Source organism: Sphingomonas sp. CFBP 13603 (assembly GCF_014892665.1).
GTDB lineage: Bacteria > Pseudomonadota > Alphaproteobacteria > Sphingomonadales > Sphingomonadaceae > Sphingomonas.
Genome location: NZ_JADBIA010000002.1, coordinates 537,708 through 553,759 on the forward strand (window position 1 = coordinate 537,708; position 16,052 = coordinate 553,759).

Consider the following 16,052-nt stretch of genomic DNA (forward strand, 5'->3'; position numbering starts at 1 on the left):
GATTGACTTGCATTAGTTACTGGTACGCGCCAAGAGCCTGCAAAAGGTTCCTTGGGGGAAATAGATGTCTGCCTTACTCGCCGTTCTACTGACCGCGGCCGATCCCACCGCGGGGTCCGTTACCATGCCCGATCCTGCGCTCCAGACGGGCCAGTCCAATGACGAGATCGTCGTCACCGGCGCGCGTACCGAGGGCAGCAGCGATTACACCATTCCCGGCCAGACCACCGCGACGCGGCTCAACCTGACGTTGCGCGAGACGCCACAGTCGGTCAGCGTCGTCACGCGCGCGCAGATCGAGGATTTCCAGCTCAACGACGTCAACACGCTGCTCGCCACGGTTCCCGGCGTAAACGTGCAGGCCGGCGAGACCGACCGCGTGTATTTCTCCGCGCGCGGCTTCGACATCCAGACGTTCCAAGTCGACGGCATCGGCGTGCCGTTCGCGTTCGGGATCCAGACCGGATCGATCGACACCGCCTTCTACGACCATATCGAGGTCGTCCGCGGCGCGCCCGGCCTGCTCTCCTCGACCGGCAACCCGTCCGCCGTGGTCAACTTCATACGCAAGCGTCCGACCAAGGACCTGCAAGTACGCGCGAGCGGGCAATATGGCTCGTTCGATCAGTATCGCGGCGAAGCCGATCTGAGCGTGCCGATCACCAAGGACGGCAGCGTCCGTGCCCGCGCGGTCGGCGCGTATCAGGGCGGCGACAGCCATCTCGACCGCTACGGCCTGCGCCGCTGGGTCGGCTATGGTATCGTCGAGGCCGATCTTGGTGCCAACACCACGGTCAGCGCAGGCTATGGTCATCAGGATCACAAGAGCCGCGGCGCGATGTGGGGCGCGATCCCGCTCACCTACAGCGACGGCACGCCATTGAACTTCGCGCGCTCGTCGAACGTCGCGCCCGACTGGTCGAGCTGGAACGTCATCGACCGCCAGATCTTCGGCGACATCACGCACCGCTTCGGCAATGGCTGGATCGCACGCGCCAGCGCCATCCGCCGCGCCACCGATGAAAACAACACGCTGTTCTACGTGTATGGCAACCCGCTGCGGAACGACGCCGACGGGATCGGCATCGATCCGGCGACCGGGCTTCAGACCGGGATTCAAAGCTACCCCGGCAAGTTCCGCGCGACCACGCGCAACCTGACGATGGAAGCCTACATCGCGGGCCCGGTAACGTTCCTCGGCCGCGAGCACGAGATCAACATCGGCGTGAACCGTAGTGCGCAGGAATATATCCAGCAGTCGAGCTACGACAACAGCACGATCGGGACCTACCTGCCCTACCCCGACCTGTTCGCGGGCAATTTCCCGCTGCCCAACTTCCCGACCGAATTCTCGAGCGATCCGATCTCGAGCCAGAACACGCACACGACGCGCGAGACCGCCTATGGCCTCATTCGGTTCAATCCCGGTGATGCAGTTAAGGTGATGTTCGGCGGCAACGTGACGCATGCCAAGAGCACCGGATTTTCCTACGGCACCAACACCGATTTCGACGCGACGCGCTTCCTGCCGTTTGCCGGCGCGACGGTCGATATCTCGCACAATCTGAGCCTCTACGGCAGCTACGCGACGATCTTCAATCCGCAGAACCAGCTGCTCGACCTCAACAGGCGCATCATCGATCCGATCGAGGGCGAAAACCTCGAACTGGGGATCAAGGGCGACTGGTTCGCGGGCCGGTTGAACGCGACGGTCGCGGTGTTCAAGACGCGGCAGGACAATACCGCCGAGGCCGCGGGCATCGTCGTCGAGAACAACGTCACCCGCACCTATTATGTCGGGATCGATGCGCAGTCGGAAGGCATCGAGCTCGACGTCGGCGGCCAGATCGCACCGGGTCTGCAGATGACCGGCGGGTACACGGTGATGCGGATCGAGGACCCCGAGGGCAATCCGGTCCGCCGCTACGTCGCGCGCAACACCGGGCGGCTGAACCTCAGCTATACGCTCCCGATGCTGCCCGCGCTCAAGGTGGGCGCATCCGCGCAGTACCAGAGCCGCATCATCTCGCCGTCCGGGCTGGGCCGGCAGGGCAATTACGCGTTGCTCGACCTGCTGGCGGCGTACAGCATCACCCCGAACATCTCGGCCGCGGTGAATGTGCGCAACGTCACCAACACCAAGTACCTGACGGCGACCAACTTCGACGGCGGATATTACGGCGCCCCGCGTTCGGTGATGGGTACGATCAGCGTGCGATACTGAGCGACGCACGAATGTGCGGTGGACGCGAGCGCCCAATCGGCGACACCCGGATCAGCGCATTCGCATGAAAAGAGACAGTGCGCTGCGCGCGCTGTCTGCGAAATAGTCATAGATGGCGCGGGAGACTTCGGCGATGACCGGCTGGCGATCGCGGCCACCGCGGGCGAACACGACGATGGCCACGCGGCGGCCGTCGGGCATGGTGATGAACCCGACATCGTTGGTGATGCCGTCGAGCGTGCCGGTCTTGTCCTCGACACGAGTACCCGCGGGCAGCAGCGCGCGGATACGGCGCGTGCCGGTCTGGCAGCGGCTCATCAGTTCGAGCAGGAAATTGCGGCTCTGAGCCGTCAGGACGGTTCCGTTATCGAGCTTGTTCAACAGCGTGACCATCGCGATCGGCGTGGCGACGTCCTTGCTGTCGGCAAGATGGCCGCGCTCTCGCAGCAGCTGGGCTATGGTCCGGTCCATCCGGATGCCGGCTATCTTGTGCGACCACAGCCACTGCTGGATGACGACGGGGCCGCCCAGCGCGGCAAGCAGCTGGTCGGTCGCCTGGTTGTCGCTGCGTACGATCATCAGCTCCAGGGCTTTCGCGGCAGGACGGCCGACGATCATGTCGCCAAGCGTGCGTCGCCCTTGATCGACATCGGCAAGGTAGGCGCCTGCGATGGCGAGCTTGACCGTGCTCGCCATCGGAAACGGCGTGTCGCCTCTGATCGAGACGGTCGAGCCATCGCGAAGGTCGAGCGCCGCGATGCCGTAGTCTCCGGAGCGTTCCGCGACCAGCATGCTCAGAACCCGCTCGAGCCCCGTGGGTTCGAAAGCGCTTGTGGTTGCCGATGCCGATGCTGGGACGAGGAAGCTTGCAGCGATACTGGAGAGAAACAGGCGGGAAAGCCGGGGTGCGCGCATCGATCGTCCTCGAATGTTGTCCTTCAGCGACTTGCTCATGCTAGACCCGAAAACCTGAACACTTCATGTTGCATGCCGGTGACGTACGAACAACGGTGGATCGCGACTGAGCGAAGCGACTTGCCTGTATCGTCGCCCTCGTGCGGACGACATACGCCGCCGCCCCAAATCAGGTGCTATGCGATAGCGGCGCGTGCGTCATCTTCGGCAGCACGTGGCGGGCGAACAGGTCCGCCTCCGCAGCATGGGGGTAGCCCGAGAGGATGAACGCCTCGATCCCCATGTCCTGGTACATGCCGAGCTTGGCGAGCACCTGGTCGGGATCGCCGACGATCGCCGCCCCGCAGCCCGAGCGCGCCCGCCCGATACCGGTCCACAGATTGTCCTCGGCATAGCCGTCGGCCGATGCGCCCTCGCGCAGGGCCGCTTGCGCCGCGACGCCGGCAGACCCCGAATCCAGCGACTTGGCGCGGATCGCCGCGCCCTGTTCGGCATCCAGCTTCGAGAGCAGGCGATCGGCGTACACCCGCGCCTCGTCCTCGGTCTCGCGGACGATGACGTGCGCGCGGTAGCCGAACCGCAGCGTTCGGCCGTGGCGGGCTGCGCGGGCGGTCATGTCGGCGATGATGTCGGCGACCTTCTCGCGCGTGTCTGGCCACATCAGATAGACGTCGCATTCCTTCGCCGCCGCCTCGCGCGCATCCGGGGACAGCCCGCCGAAATACAGCAACGGCGCCTTGCCCGAGACGGTGCCGATGCGCGGCGGATCGACCTTCAGTTTCCAGAACTCGCCGTCGTGATCGAGCGGTTCGCCGTTCAGCAGCGTCTTGAGGATACGCATCAGCTCTACCGTGCGGGCGTAGCGCGGGCCGGACGCGAGCGTCTCGCCGGGCATATCCGACGAGATGATGTTGATATTGAGCCGCCCGCCGAGCATCCGGTCGATCGTCGCGATCTGGCGCGCGAGTTGCGGCGGCCAGCTTTCGCCGACGCGTACCGCCATCAGCAGCGCCAGCCGGCGCAGCATCGGCGCGATCGCTGCGGCGAAGGCGGTGGTGTCGAGCCCCAGCGCATAACCCGAGGGGAGCAGGATGTTGTCGTAGCCACCGGTCTCCGCCTGGAGGACGATATCGCGGCAATGCTCCCAGCTCGATTGTAGCCGGGGATCGGGCACGCCGAGAAACTCGTAGTCGTCGTCGCACAGCGCCGAGAACCAGCTGACTTCGCAGGGTTTCGTCATGGCAGCGGCTCGCCCCGCGCCGCGATCAGGACGTCGTACCACTCCTGCCGCGTCCACGTGATCGTGAAGGCCTGCGCCAGTTCGGCGATCCGCGCCGGGTTCTGCGTACCGACGATCGGGATCGCGCGCACCGGATGCGCCATGATCCAGCTATACGCGGTCGCCGCCCGGCTCGCGCCCGTCTCGGCTGCCTTGCGATCGAGCGCCGCCGCCACCGCTGCGCTGCGCGCGTCGGCGGGCACGCCGAGCCGGCCACCACCCAGCGGCGACCACGCCAGGACCGCCATGTCGCGCTCCATCGCCTGATCGAACAGCCCGTTTTCGAGCGGTTCGAGGTGGAGCGGCGAGAATTCAGGCTGATGACTGACGAGCGGAATCGTCAGGAACGACGCCAGCGCCTGTGCCTGCGCGGGCGTGTAGTTCGACACGCCGACCGCACGCACCTTGCCCGCCGTCACCGCATCCTCCAGCGCACGCGCTGCTTCCTGCGGGTGCGTCAGGATGTCGGGGCGATGGATCTGATAGAGATCGACCTGGTCGACTCCGAGCCGGGTCAGCGACGCGTCGAGCGCCTGCGCCAGATAGCCCGCGCTCGAGTCATACGGCAACGGCGGGAGGATGCCGCCCTTGGTGGACAGCACCATCCGCGCGCGCAGGCCGGGCGAGTCTGCGAAGATGCGGCCGAGCAGCGCTTCCGCATCGCCGAACCCGCCAGCGCCGTCGAACCCATAGATGTCGGCGGTGTCGAACAGGGTCACCCCCGCCTCGAACGCCGCCTCGATCAGCGCGCGTCCCTCGGCGACGCCGACTCCGGCGAACCGCCACATGCCCCAGGCTATCGGGCTGACAAGGATTCCGCTCTTGCCGAGCGGAATGGCTTTGGGTGTAGAATTAAGCTGCGACATCGCTGTCACGAATAGGGGTAATACGCTTGGTCGAGCAAGTACGTTATGGGCTGGTCGGAACCGGCATGATGGGGGTCGAGCATCTCCAGAACCTGGCCGTCACCCCCGGCGCGGTAGTGACCGCGATCGCCGACCCGGTGAGCACCTCGCTCGGCTGGGCCCGCGACGCGCTGGGCTCGCGCGGCGACGGCGTGCAGGAGTTCGCGGATGCCGCGACGCTCGCGCGCAGCGGGCTGGTCGATGCGGTGATCGTCGCCAGCCCGAACTACACGCACCGCGACGTGCTGGAGCCGCTGTTCGACGCGGACGTCGCGATCCTCTGCGAAAAGCCGCTGGCGACGACGCTGGAGGACGCGCGCTGGGTCGTCGATCGTGCCGCGCAGATGACGCGGCCGTTCTGGACCGCGATGGAATATCGCTACATGCCGCCCGCCGCAGCGTTTATCGAGCAGGTGCATGGCGGTCGGATCGGTGCGTTGCGAATGCTGTCGATCCGCGAACACCGCTTCCCCTTCCTGCCCAAGGTCGGCGACTGGAACCGCTTCAGCCGCAACACCGGCGGGACGATGGTCGAGAAATGCTGTCACTTCTTCGACCTGATGCGGCTGATCGTCCGATCCGAACCCGTCCGCGTCTATTGCTCGGGCGCGATGGACGTGAATCATGTCGACGAACGCTATGACGGCGAGCGGCCCGACATCATCGACAACAGCTACACGACGGTGGACTTCGCCAACGGCGTCCGCGCGGTGCTCGACCTGTCGATGTTCGCGGACGGCGCCGAGAACCAAGAGGAGATCACCGCGGTCGGCGACGCCGCTCGGCTCGACGTGCTGATCCCCGAAGGTGCGCTCGTGTTCAGCCCCCGCACCGGCTTTCTCAATCCGAAACAGGTCGAACGGCGGGTGATCGAGGTCGATCGCACCGCGCTCGACGCCGGCAGCCATCACGGCTCGACCTTCTATCAGCATCAGAAATTCATCGCCGCGGTGCGCGGCGAAATCGGTGTGGAAGTCACCGCGCGCGACGGGCTCATGGCGGTGGCGATCGGTACTGCTGCCGAGATCAGCGCACGGACGAAGCGCGTCGTGGAGATGACCGAACTGGGGTTCTGATGAAGCCGCGCTTGGCTGCACCCAAGACAAACTCGTGCATGACAGCGCGAGACATTCGATAGCCTACCGGACGAGTAGGAATATTTAGGGGGCGGCATGAAGAACTGGTTGCTGGCAGGCGCGGCATTGGCCGCAGGACTGGGCGCGCCTACCTGGGCGCAGGACGTCCCGACCGGGAGCGGTCCCTCGGATAGCGGCCAAACCGGCAATGGCGCCCCCGCCGCGTCCGAGCCCGGCGAGATCGTCGTCACCGCACAGAAGCGCTCCGAGCGTCTTCAGGATGTGCCGGTCGCGGTGTCGGTGATCTCGGGCGCGCAGATCGCCGCGCAGGGCGGGGTAAACCTCGAAAGCGCGCAGTACCTCGTACCAACGCTGAACTTCCGCAAATCGGGCACGACGATCAACCAGTCGCTGTTCCTCCGCGGTGTCGGCACGTCGACCTTCTCGGTGGCGGGCGAGCCGTCGATCTCCACCGTCGTTGACGGCGTCGTCTACAGCCGCGCGGGCGAAGCGTTCAGCGACCTGATCGACATCGACCGGATCGAAGTCTTGCGCGGTCCGCAGGGCACGTTGTTCGGGAAGAACACGAGCGCCGGCGTCATCAACATCGTCACCAAGCGTCCCGGCAACGTGCTCGCCGGGACGGTCGAAGGGTCGTTCTTTACCGGCAACGGCAACGAATATCGCACCCGCGCCGCGCTCGACATTCCGGTGAACGAGACGATCAAGAGCCGCTTCACCGGGTTCTACGGCAATTACGCGGGCAACATCCGCAACGTCGCGCACGATAACCGGCGCGTGAACGGCTACGAGCATTACGGTTTCCGCGGCATGGTCGTCGCCGACGCCACGCCCGACCTGACCTTCACGCTGATCGGCGACTATCGCCGGAGCAACGACGATTGCTGCGCCGAAGTCATCGGCACCACGCCGACCACGGGCCTTACCGCCAGCGTGCTGCCCGATCGCAACGGCAACAAGTCGCGCACCATCAACCAGGACCTTATCACGCATACCGACGAGAAGAGCTGGGGCGTCTCGCTGCAAGCCGACGCGACGCTCGGCACGCAGACGGTGACGTACATCGGCTCCTACCGCGAATACGACAATACCGAGATCCGCGACGGCGACTGGCTGCCGACCGCCTATGTCGGCGCCAACCAGCTCCACGATTTCGGCCCGCAGACGAGCAATACGTTCACGCAGGAAGTCCGGATCGCGTCACCGTCGAACCAGTTCTTCAGCTACGTCGTCGGCGCATTCTACTCGCGCGCGGAAACCGAGCGGACGTTCCGCCGCGACGACGTCGTCTGCACCGCTACGCCGACGCCGACCGTGCTCACCCCGTGCTCGACCGCGGGCACGACGGTCAGCCGACCGACCGGCACCGCGGTGTTCGGCTCGACCTTCAAGAACCTCGCCTTTTTCGGGCAGGGCGTGTTCAACCTCACCGACCGGTTCCGCGCGATCGCCGGCGTTCGCTACACCAGCGACCAGCTCGACGTCTTCCACAGCCGCGTCACCGCGCTCGCAGGGCCAGGCATCAACCCGAGCTTCGGGCCGTTCGCGGGGAAGACCACCAACACCAACTGGTCGGGCAAGGGCGGCTTGCAGTTCGACGTGACGCCGCAGTCGACGACCTACGCGACCTATTCCCGCGGCTATAAGGGGCCGGCGTTCAACATCTTCTACAATCTCGGCGCGACCGGCACCAACGTGATCGATCCGGAAACCGCGGACAGTTACGAAATCGGCCTCAAGAACACGCTGTTCGGCGGCAAGCTGGTGATCAACCTCGCCGCCTATTACGCGAAATACCACAATTTCCAGGCCAACAACCCGGACGTGGTCGCGGGCGTGCTCGTCACCCGCTTCACCAATGCGGGCGACATCTCGACCCGCGGCGGCGAGCTCGACCTGCTCTACCGCCCGGTCCGCGATCTCAACATCTCGGGCGGGCTCGCCTATACCGATGCGCATGTCGACCAGTTCAAGGTCCCGACCAACGGCTCGACCACGGGCGTCGTGCCCGCGGGTACGCAACTCGGCTATGCGCCGCGGTGGAAGGGCTCGCTCGGCGGCGACTACCGGATCCGCACCGGCAGCAGCATCGATTTCACGCTGGGTGCGCAAGGCTCCTACCAGTCCAGCCAGATCTCGCAGTTCGACGCGAGCGCCGCGATCCGCGACGCGACCACGATCAAGGCGTACGGCCTGCTCGATCTCTCGGCCGGCATCGTCGATGCGAAGGACGCGTTCCGGATCGTGCTGCAGGTGAAGAACGTGCTCGACACCAGCTTCGCCTCGTCGATCGTCAGCGGCGGCCCCGGTGGCGCGTATCGCTACATCATCCCGCGCGAGGCGGATCGCTACGCCGGCATCACCGCAAGGCTGAACTTTTGACGGAAACGGTACAGACCCCCTCCCCCTCCCCGGCCCCCTCGCCCGCCCAATCCAAGGCGCGCTGGGTGGTCGTGGCGCTCGTGTTCTTCGCGATCATGCTAAACTATGTCGACCGGCAGATCCTGGCGTTGCTGAAACCGACGCTCGAGCAGGAGTTCGCCTGGTCCGATCAGGATTACGGCAACATGGCGTCGGCGTTCCAGTTCGCCGCCGCGGTCGCGTTTCTGGGGACCGGCTGGTTCATCGACCGGGTCGGCCTGCGGATCGGCTTCGCGGCGGGAGTCTTCGTGTGGAGCCTCGCCGGCATGGCGCACGCCTTCGTGTCGGGCGTGACCGGATTCATCGGCGCACGCGTCGTGCTCGGCGCGGCGGAGTCGATCGGCACGCCTGCCGCGGTCAAGTCCGCCGCAACCTATTTCGGGCCCAAGGACCGCTCGATCGCGCTGGGCATCGGCAACACCGCGCCCAATGTTGGTGCGGTGATAACCCCGCTCGTCATCCCGGCGCTGGCGATCGCGTTCGGCTGGCGCGCGGCATTCCTCGTCGCGGGTGGCCTGGGACTTGTCTGGGTCGTCGCATGGTTCGCGTTCAAGATGCCCGCCGCGATTGCGGAAACCGGTGGCCCCGCGCCAATCCGCTGGATCGACCTGTTCAAGGACCGCCGCACGCTCGCCATCGCGGTCGCCAAGGTACTGTCGGATCAGGTCTGGTTCTTCATGCTGTCGTGGCTACCCGATCTGTTCCACCGGCTGTTCGGACTGCCGCAGGGTCAGGTCGGGCTCCCGGTCGCGCTCGTCTATGCGCTCGCGGCCTGCGGCGCGCTGACCGGTGGCTGGCTGCCGACCCGGCTGATGGCACGCGGCTGGAGCCTCGACCGTGCGCGCAAATCGACGCTGCTGCTGTACGCGCTGCTGATCCTGCCGGTGCCGATCGTGCTGTCGCTGCAAAGCCCGTGGACCGCCGCGCTGGTGCTGGGCCTAGGGCTGTTCGCGCATCAGGGGTTTTCGACGAACGTGTTCGCGCTGACGACAGACGTCATGCCCGCCCGCTCGGTCGGGTCGACGATCGGGATCGCGGCGTTCTGCGGCAACATGGGCTCGATCGGGATGATCCAGCTATCCGCCTGGTCGCTCGGGCACGGCTTTGGCTATGCGCCGATGCTGGTTATCTGCGCGGTCAGCTATCTGCTCGCGCTGGGGTTCATCCAGCTGCTCATCCCGCGGATCGAAGCGGCCCGGTAGAGTCGCGGCGGATCAGTTCGAACGGGACTTCGATCCGCTTCACCGCGAACTCCGCAGCGAGGAGCAGATCGGCCGCCGTGTAGCCGAGCGTCCGCGTCGGCTGGCGAATCGTCGTCAACGCGGGCCAGACGAACCGCGAGATCGCATCGTCGCCAAAACCGGCGATCGACAGTGCGGTCGGTACCGCCAACCCGCGCCGGTGCGCGACGCTGAGCGCACCCGCTGCCATGTCGTCGTTCGAGGCGAAGATCGCGGTGGGCGGCTGGCGGAGGGCGAGCAGTGCTTCCGTCGCGTCCGCACCCGACGCGAAGTCGTAATCGCCGGGGCGGACCAGTACGGAATCGAACGCGATGTCTGCCTCGTCGAGTGCTGCGCGGTAGCCCGCCAGGCGCTGCGCACTGGTCGCATAGCTCGCATGTCCCGTGATGAAGCCGATCCGATGATGGCCGAGCGCCAACAGATGCCGCGTCATCACGGTCGCGGCGCCGACATTGTCGATGAACACCGACGCGGTGAGGTCGAGCTCGGTTCCCGGCGAGACGCGAACGAACCGCACCTTCCGACGCGCCATCAGCGCCAGCACCTCGGGATAGTCGGTCGCGGGCGGTGTCAGGATCAAGCCGTCGACACCAGATCCGTCGATCAGGCTCTCGATATCGTCGATCAACCGGTCGGAGTCATGGTCGTAGGGCTGCGCGATCATCCGCACGCCGTCGAGCAGACACCGGTCGCGTATCCCGGACTGCATCTCGTAGACGTAATACGGGCTGGGATTGTCGCACGCGAGCGCGATCTGGAAACTGCGATGCCCTGCTAAGGTCCTGGCGGCCATGTTCGGTCGATATTTGAGGGTCGCGAACGCCGCCGTCACCCGCGCACGCGTCGCATCCGACACGCGGGGCTCGTTGTTGAGGACGCGCGACACCGTCTTGATGGAAACGCCTGCAAGCCGGGAAACGTCGCTGATCGTCGGCCGCACGCATGGTCCTCAAAAGCGTCACGATGATCAGTTTGAGCAAAACCGTCAAAGAAAACCCCACATAATCGCGCATTCGATCTGCGAGTGGTCAGCCGCGCCTCGGTACTGGATACCTTCATGCGCAACGAGAGGGGCTATTGGCATCCTCAATGAAACCGAGACAGGCAAGATGGTGGCGGACCTGAAAAGCCCCCCCAAACTCCAGGGCCTACCGTCCTTCTGGATGTAAGGTCATGAAGAGCGGCTTCTCGTGCATGGTGTACGATCGGTGATCAGACGACACCGGATCATCAATCAGGTGACCGGAGAACAGCGATGAACATTCCCCTTTTCAAGCTTCTAATGGCGTCTGCGGCGTTGATGGTAACCGGCAGCAATGCCGCATCTGCCAAGGAAAATAGCGTGGCGGAGCATCCAACGATCGTTCTGGTTCATGGCGAATGGCAGACCGGCGATGCCTGGCTGCCCGTCGCAGATCGCCTGCGCGGCGACGGCTACCGCGTCATTACCGTCAACCTTCCGGGCCGCGCCGGCACCCCGCTTGCTGCGTCGGCAGCCAGCCTGGCGCTCTACCGGGATACCGTCATCACGGCGATCGGCGCGGAGCGGAACCCGGTCGTGCTCGTCGGTCACAGCTTTGGAGGCATCACCATCTCCAACGTCGCCGAAACCATTCCCGAACGCATCAAGACCCTCGTCTACGTTGCAGCATTTCTTCCCCGTGACGGCGTATCGCTGCTGGATATGGCCAAGACCGACGCTGGCAGCCTGGTGGTGCCCCATCTGCACGTCGATTCCGCGGCCGGCGTGATGAGGCTCGACGCAGCCGGTGCAGCGCTGTTCGCGCAGGACGGCACTGTCGAGCAACAGGCCTTGGTTGCCGCCAGTTCGGCCGACGAGCCACTTGGGCCGCTGGCGACGCCCGTCCACCTGACGCAAGCCCGTTTCGGCAAGGCAGATCGCGTGTACATCAAGACGCTGCGGGATCAGGCCATCAGCCCCGCATTCCAGGATGCGATGATCGCCGCTGGCCGCGTTCGACTTACGCTCAGGGTCGATACCGGACATCTGCCCGCGCTGACCAATCCTGAGGGATTGACGACAGCGATCGAGACGGCAGCCAAGTAGGTCTTCATCGGCGCGGGCCGACCGGCGAGCCCGCGCCGTTACACCAGCCGTTCTTTGCCTGCACGAGCGTCGAACGGACCATGGCATTCGGTCGTCCAACCCCAAGCCTATTGCCTGGGCTTTGCGACCTTGGGTGATTGGCCGAAGTGAGCTTTGTACGCACGACTGAAACCAGCCTCCGACTGGTAGCCTGCGGCGCGCCCGGCGGTTCCCACCGAGGCGGCGCCAGCGCTGATCAGTTGGTCGGCAACCGTGAGCCGCCAGCGTGTCAGGTATCGCATTGGCGCTTCCCCAACCGACGCCGAAAATCGCTCTGCAAACGCCGAACGAGACATGCCAGCGAGATCGGCGAGTCCCGCCAACGTCCACTGAACCGCAGGCTCGGCATGCAATGCGTTGAGCACCCGTCCGATCCGCGCATCGCCTAGTCCGCCCAGCCATCCCGCTTCGTCGGGATAGAGATCCGCCCAGCTCCGCAACGTACGGATCACCAACAGATCGATGGTCCGCGAGATCATCAGCGCGGAACCCGGTCGCGGCTCTCGTGCCTCGAGCATCAGAAAATGGACCATGTGCTGGAGCCAGTCGGGCACCTTGCCTCCATCGTCCCGAATATGAATCAGTATCGGTAGACCGGTGACGACGGGCGGCAGCGGGTGCTCCTCGAACCGGAACGTCGCGCCGATGCAGCGAACTTCGGATCCGGCGCCGTCCCCGACCCGTATGACGAGCCTGTCGGGATCAAAAGCCGGTGATCCCAGCATGTCCCCGCCGGTTGCCCGCCCGGTTGCCCGATCTGCGATCAGATGGCCTTTTCCATGCGGTAGCAGAACCAGGTCACCCGCCTTCAACAGGATCGGCTCCAAGCCAACCGGGGTCACCCATACCGAACCGTGCTCGATGAACAGCAGGTGAGACGGGCCAGCCGCAAAGCTGCCAGCGAATTGACCGGACAACTCCGCGGAATACACCAGCTCGCCGCGCAGCCTCACCAGCGTAAGCAGATGCGACAATACATCGGATTGATCCGCTACTCTTCTCGATCCAACCGAATATTCTGGACGATCAGTCAAGGATTCAGGTGGCGTCTTCATGGTCGGGAGCGCCTCAATCTTCCAAAAGGGACTATGCCATTTGGAGTAAAGTCTTGGAAAATTACAGCCTTGCCGGCTTTGGCCTTCTGCCCCAGTGGCAGGCATTGGTCGCCGCACGCCATGCTGCCCGCGTGACCAATCCATCGGATCGCCTAGCGTTTACTGGGGTGCCCATAGCCGATGAACCGCTCGCCGTCTCCCCTCCGCCTGTTTCCGGCCCGCACCATGAAGCGTAACAGCGAAAGCACCGCGGCGTTTGCCGTGCGGGCGAGCGCCAACCAGGCCGAGCGTCGCGCGAACCTGCTCGGCGAATACGACTTCATCGTCTGCGGCGCAGGATCCTCGGGATCGGTCGTCGCACGCCGTCTGGCGGAAGACCTCGATATGTCCGTCCTGCTGATCGAGGCTGGCGGAGACGATAACGCAGCGAGTGTATCCGATCCTTCGCTCTGGCCGACCAATCTCGGCAGCGAACGCGATTGGGGCTTCGTCGCGGAGCCGAGTTCTCATCTGGCCGGGCGGTCGATGCCGCTGTCGATGGGCAAGGGCCTGGGTGGCGGATCGTCGGTCAACGCCATGATCTGGGCGCGGGGGCACGCGAACGACTGGGACTATTTCGCTGACGAAGCGAACGATCCGGCGTGGAATTATCCGGCCGTTCTCGACATCTATCGCCGCATCGAGGACTGGAGTGGCAATCCCGACCGGCAGCGACGCGGCCGAGGCGGGCTGTTCCCGGTCGAACCCGCTCAGAACGCGCATCCGATTGCGAGTGCCATGCTCAGGGGTGCGGCTGCGGCCGGCATCCCGACGTTCGACGATCATAACGGCGCGATGATGGAAGACGCGGGTGGCACTGCGCTCAGCAACCTCGCGGTTCGCGACGGTCGCCGATCCTCGGTGTTTCAGCGCTACGTCGCGCCGGTCATGGCTCGGGCCAATCTCACGGTGCTGACGCATGCGACCGTCAACCGCGTCATCGTCGAGCGAGGCAAGGCTACGGGTGTCGAGATCACGCTGGGGAATGAGCATCTGCGGCTGCGCGCACGCCGCGAGACGATCCTTTCGCTTGGAGCGATCCACACGCCCAAGGTCCTCATGCAGTCCGGCATTGGCGATGCCGCCATGCTGCGGCGGCACGGAATCGAGGTCGTCGAGCATCTTCCAGGCGTCGGCAGCAACTTCCAGGACCATGTGATGGTGGCAGGCTGCGTCTGGGAAAGTCCCGTTCCGATCGTGCCGCGCAATAATCTGGGTGAGGCGACGTTCTTCTGGAAAAGCGACGATCGGCTCGACACGCCGGATATCCAGGCGTTCCTGATCGAGGTTCCGATCGTGGCACCCGATGCGCTCGAGCAATACGGAACGCCGCCTGCTGCTGCATGGGCGCTGCTGCCCGGTCTGGTTCGCCCGAAAAGCAGGGGCAGCGTCCGGCTGACCGGTCCCGACCCAAGCGATCCCGTGGCGATCGATGCCAATGTCCTCTCGCACCCCGACGATCTGACGGCGCTCGTCCGCAGCGTCGAGCTATGTCGCGAGATCGGCAACGGTCCGGCTCTACGTCCTTTTGCAAAGCGCGAGATCATGCCGGGCAATCTCACCGGCGAGGCGTTGCGCGCGTTCGTCCGCAACACGGCGTCGAGCGTGTGGCACCAATCCGGAACCGCCAAAATGGGGACGGATGGCATGTCCGTCGTGGACTCCGAACTCCGCGTCTACGGCGTCGAGAACCTCCGGATAGCCGATGCCTCGATCATGCCGCGGGTGACAACCGGCAACACCATGGCACCCTGCGTCGTGATCGGTGAACGGCTCGCCGGCTTGCTGACGGGGGGACGGCGCTCTGCTGCTGCCTCACGGGCAATGCGTCGGGAGAGCGACGAGGCACTCGAAGTCACTCGCTGATCGGCGGGCGGGGGCACCGATCGAGCAGGATCTGGTGCCCCACCCTTACGCAACAGATCGGCTCACATCGCTGCGATCGAGGCCGGCGCCGCCGTCCCTGGGCAATTCTGCGCGCCCGATGTGCCAGCGCCGAAAATTCTACTGGAATCGAGACGTTCAATGTTCGCCGAAAACATCATTGCGTTCGTCGTCACCGCGACGGCGCTGACCATGGCGCCGGGCCTCGACACCGCGATGGTCCTTCGATCTGCGCTCGCCAACGGCGGTCGGCACGGAGCCTTGACGGCTGTCGGCGTGGCGGCAGGGTGCCTGTGCTGGGGTAGCGCGGCGGTGCTGGGTTTGTCGGCATTGTTGCAGGCCTGGCCTCTGGCATTCCTGGCGCTGAAATGGGGCGGTGCCGCGTATCTGGCGTGGCTCGGCGCGCAACTCCTGCTTCACCCGCGCGAGGCGATCGTCCCCGGCCATGTCGCGACGTCTCCTTCGCCAAGATACGGAGCATCCATCATGCGGGGCTTCGGCACGAACATCCTGAACCCGAAAGTCGGCCTGTTCTACGTATCCTTCCTCCCGCAATTCGTTCCTCGGACGGAAATCGGCAGCAACTATGCCTTCTGGCTTGCATGCAGTGCCGCTCGCATCGCTCTTGTCTGGTTCACGCTTCTGGCAACTATCACCGCCGCCATCAGACCTTGGCTCAAAAGCGCACGGGTAGCGAAGGCGCTCGATCGCATGACCGGAGGCGTCTTTCTGATCCTCGGGTTCAAGCTCACGCAAATAGCAAATGCCTGATCCTCGGCTCATAAAACAATAGAGACGCGATATGCACGATACTGACCGCCGAACATTCGTCGCGGGGTTTCTGGCCACTGCTGCCATTCCAGCATCGGCGCGCGTGACGACCTC

12 protein-coding genes are annotated in these 16,052 nt (G+C 65.0%); 7 read left to right on the plus strand and 5 right to left on the minus strand.

What is annotated here, in order from left to right:
• Positions 1-64: 64 nt before the first annotated feature.
• A complete protein-coding gene (locus IFR23_RS05320; RefSeq protein ID WP_192974969.1) occupies positions 65-2,224 on the plus strand; it encodes a TonB-dependent siderophore receptor in 2,160 nt (719 codons plus the stop codon).
• Positions 2,225-2,275: 51 nt separating this feature from the next.
• Here the strand turns inward: IFR23_RS05320 and IFR23_RS05325 are convergent, their stop codons facing one another.
• From IFR23_RS05325 to IFR23_RS05335, 3 genes are all read right to left on the minus strand, one after another.
• The gene (locus tag IFR23_RS05325; protein WP_244647484.1) at positions 2,276-3,178 is read right to left on the minus strand and encodes a serine hydrolase; all 903 of its coding nucleotides are present in this window, start codon (positions 3,176-3,178) and stop codon (positions 2,276-2,278) included.
• Between the two features lie 130 nt (positions 3,179-3,308).
• Positions 3,309-4,379 (minus strand): LLM class flavin-dependent oxidoreductase, encoded by a 1,071-nt coding sequence (locus tag IFR23_RS05330; RefSeq protein WP_192974970.1) that lies wholly within the window; start codon positions 4,377-4,379, stop codon positions 3,309-3,311.
• Positions 4,376-5,284, minus strand: a complete 909-nt coding sequence (locus tag IFR23_RS05335) for an aldo/keto reductase (RefSeq protein ID WP_192974971.1) — start codon at positions 5,282-5,284, stop codon at positions 4,376-4,378. The genes IFR23_RS05330 and IFR23_RS05335 overlap by 4 nt, the downstream gene beginning before the upstream one ends.
• A 26-nt stretch (positions 5,285-5,310) precedes the next feature.
• On the opposite strand from IFR23_RS05335, the gene IFR23_RS05340 reads away from it, so the two are divergent.
• From IFR23_RS05340 to IFR23_RS05350, 3 genes are all read left to right on the plus strand, one after another.
• A complete protein-coding gene (locus tag IFR23_RS05340; RefSeq protein ID WP_192974972.1) occupies positions 5,311-6,399 on the plus strand; it encodes a Gfo/Idh/MocA family protein in 1,089 nt (362 codons plus the stop codon).
• Between the two features lie 96 nt (positions 6,400-6,495).
• Entirely contained in the window at positions 6,496-8,802 is a 2,307-nt protein-coding gene (locus IFR23_RS05345) for a TonB-dependent receptor (RefSeq protein WP_192974973.1), read from the plus strand.
• Positions 8,803-8,897: 95 nt separating this feature from the next.
• The gene (locus tag IFR23_RS05350; RefSeq protein ID WP_192975036.1) at positions 8,898-10,043 is read left to right on the plus strand and encodes an MFS transporter; all 1,146 of its coding nucleotides are present in this window, start codon (positions 8,898-8,900) and stop codon (positions 10,041-10,043) included.
• On the opposite strand, the gene IFR23_RS05355 is transcribed toward IFR23_RS05350, so the two are convergent.
• The gene (locus tag IFR23_RS05355) at positions 10,015-11,022 is read right to left on the minus strand and encodes a substrate-binding domain-containing protein (RefSeq protein ID WP_192974974.1); all 1,008 of its coding nucleotides are present in this window, start codon (positions 11,020-11,022) and stop codon (positions 10,015-10,017) included. The genes IFR23_RS05350 and IFR23_RS05355 overlap by 29 nt on opposite strands.
• A 360-nt stretch (positions 11,023-11,382) precedes the next feature.
• On the opposite strand from IFR23_RS05355, the gene IFR23_RS05360 reads away from it, so the two are divergent.
• Positions 11,383-12,150, plus strand: a complete 768-nt coding sequence (locus IFR23_RS05360) for an alpha/beta fold hydrolase (protein WP_192974975.1) — start codon at positions 11,383-11,385, stop codon at positions 12,148-12,150.
• A 107-nt stretch (positions 12,151-12,257) separates the two neighbouring features.
• Here IFR23_RS05360 and IFR23_RS05365 read toward each other — a convergent pair whose 3' ends face one another.
• The gene (locus IFR23_RS05365) at positions 12,258-13,244 is read right to left on the minus strand and encodes an AraC family transcriptional regulator (protein WP_192974976.1); all 987 of its coding nucleotides are present in this window, start codon (positions 13,242-13,244) and stop codon (positions 12,258-12,260) included.
• Between the two features lie 225 nt (positions 13,245-13,469).
• On the opposite strand from IFR23_RS05365, the gene IFR23_RS05370 reads away from it, so the two are divergent.
• Positions 13,470-15,149, plus strand: a complete 1,680-nt coding sequence (locus tag IFR23_RS05370) for a GMC family oxidoreductase (RefSeq protein ID WP_192974977.1) — start codon at positions 13,470-13,472, stop codon at positions 15,147-15,149.
• A 159-nt stretch (positions 15,150-15,308) separates the two neighbouring features.
• Entirely contained in the window at positions 15,309-15,938 is a 630-nt protein-coding gene (locus IFR23_RS05375) for a LysE family translocator (RefSeq protein WP_192974978.1), read from the plus strand.
• Positions 15,939-16,052: the final 114 nt, after the last annotated feature.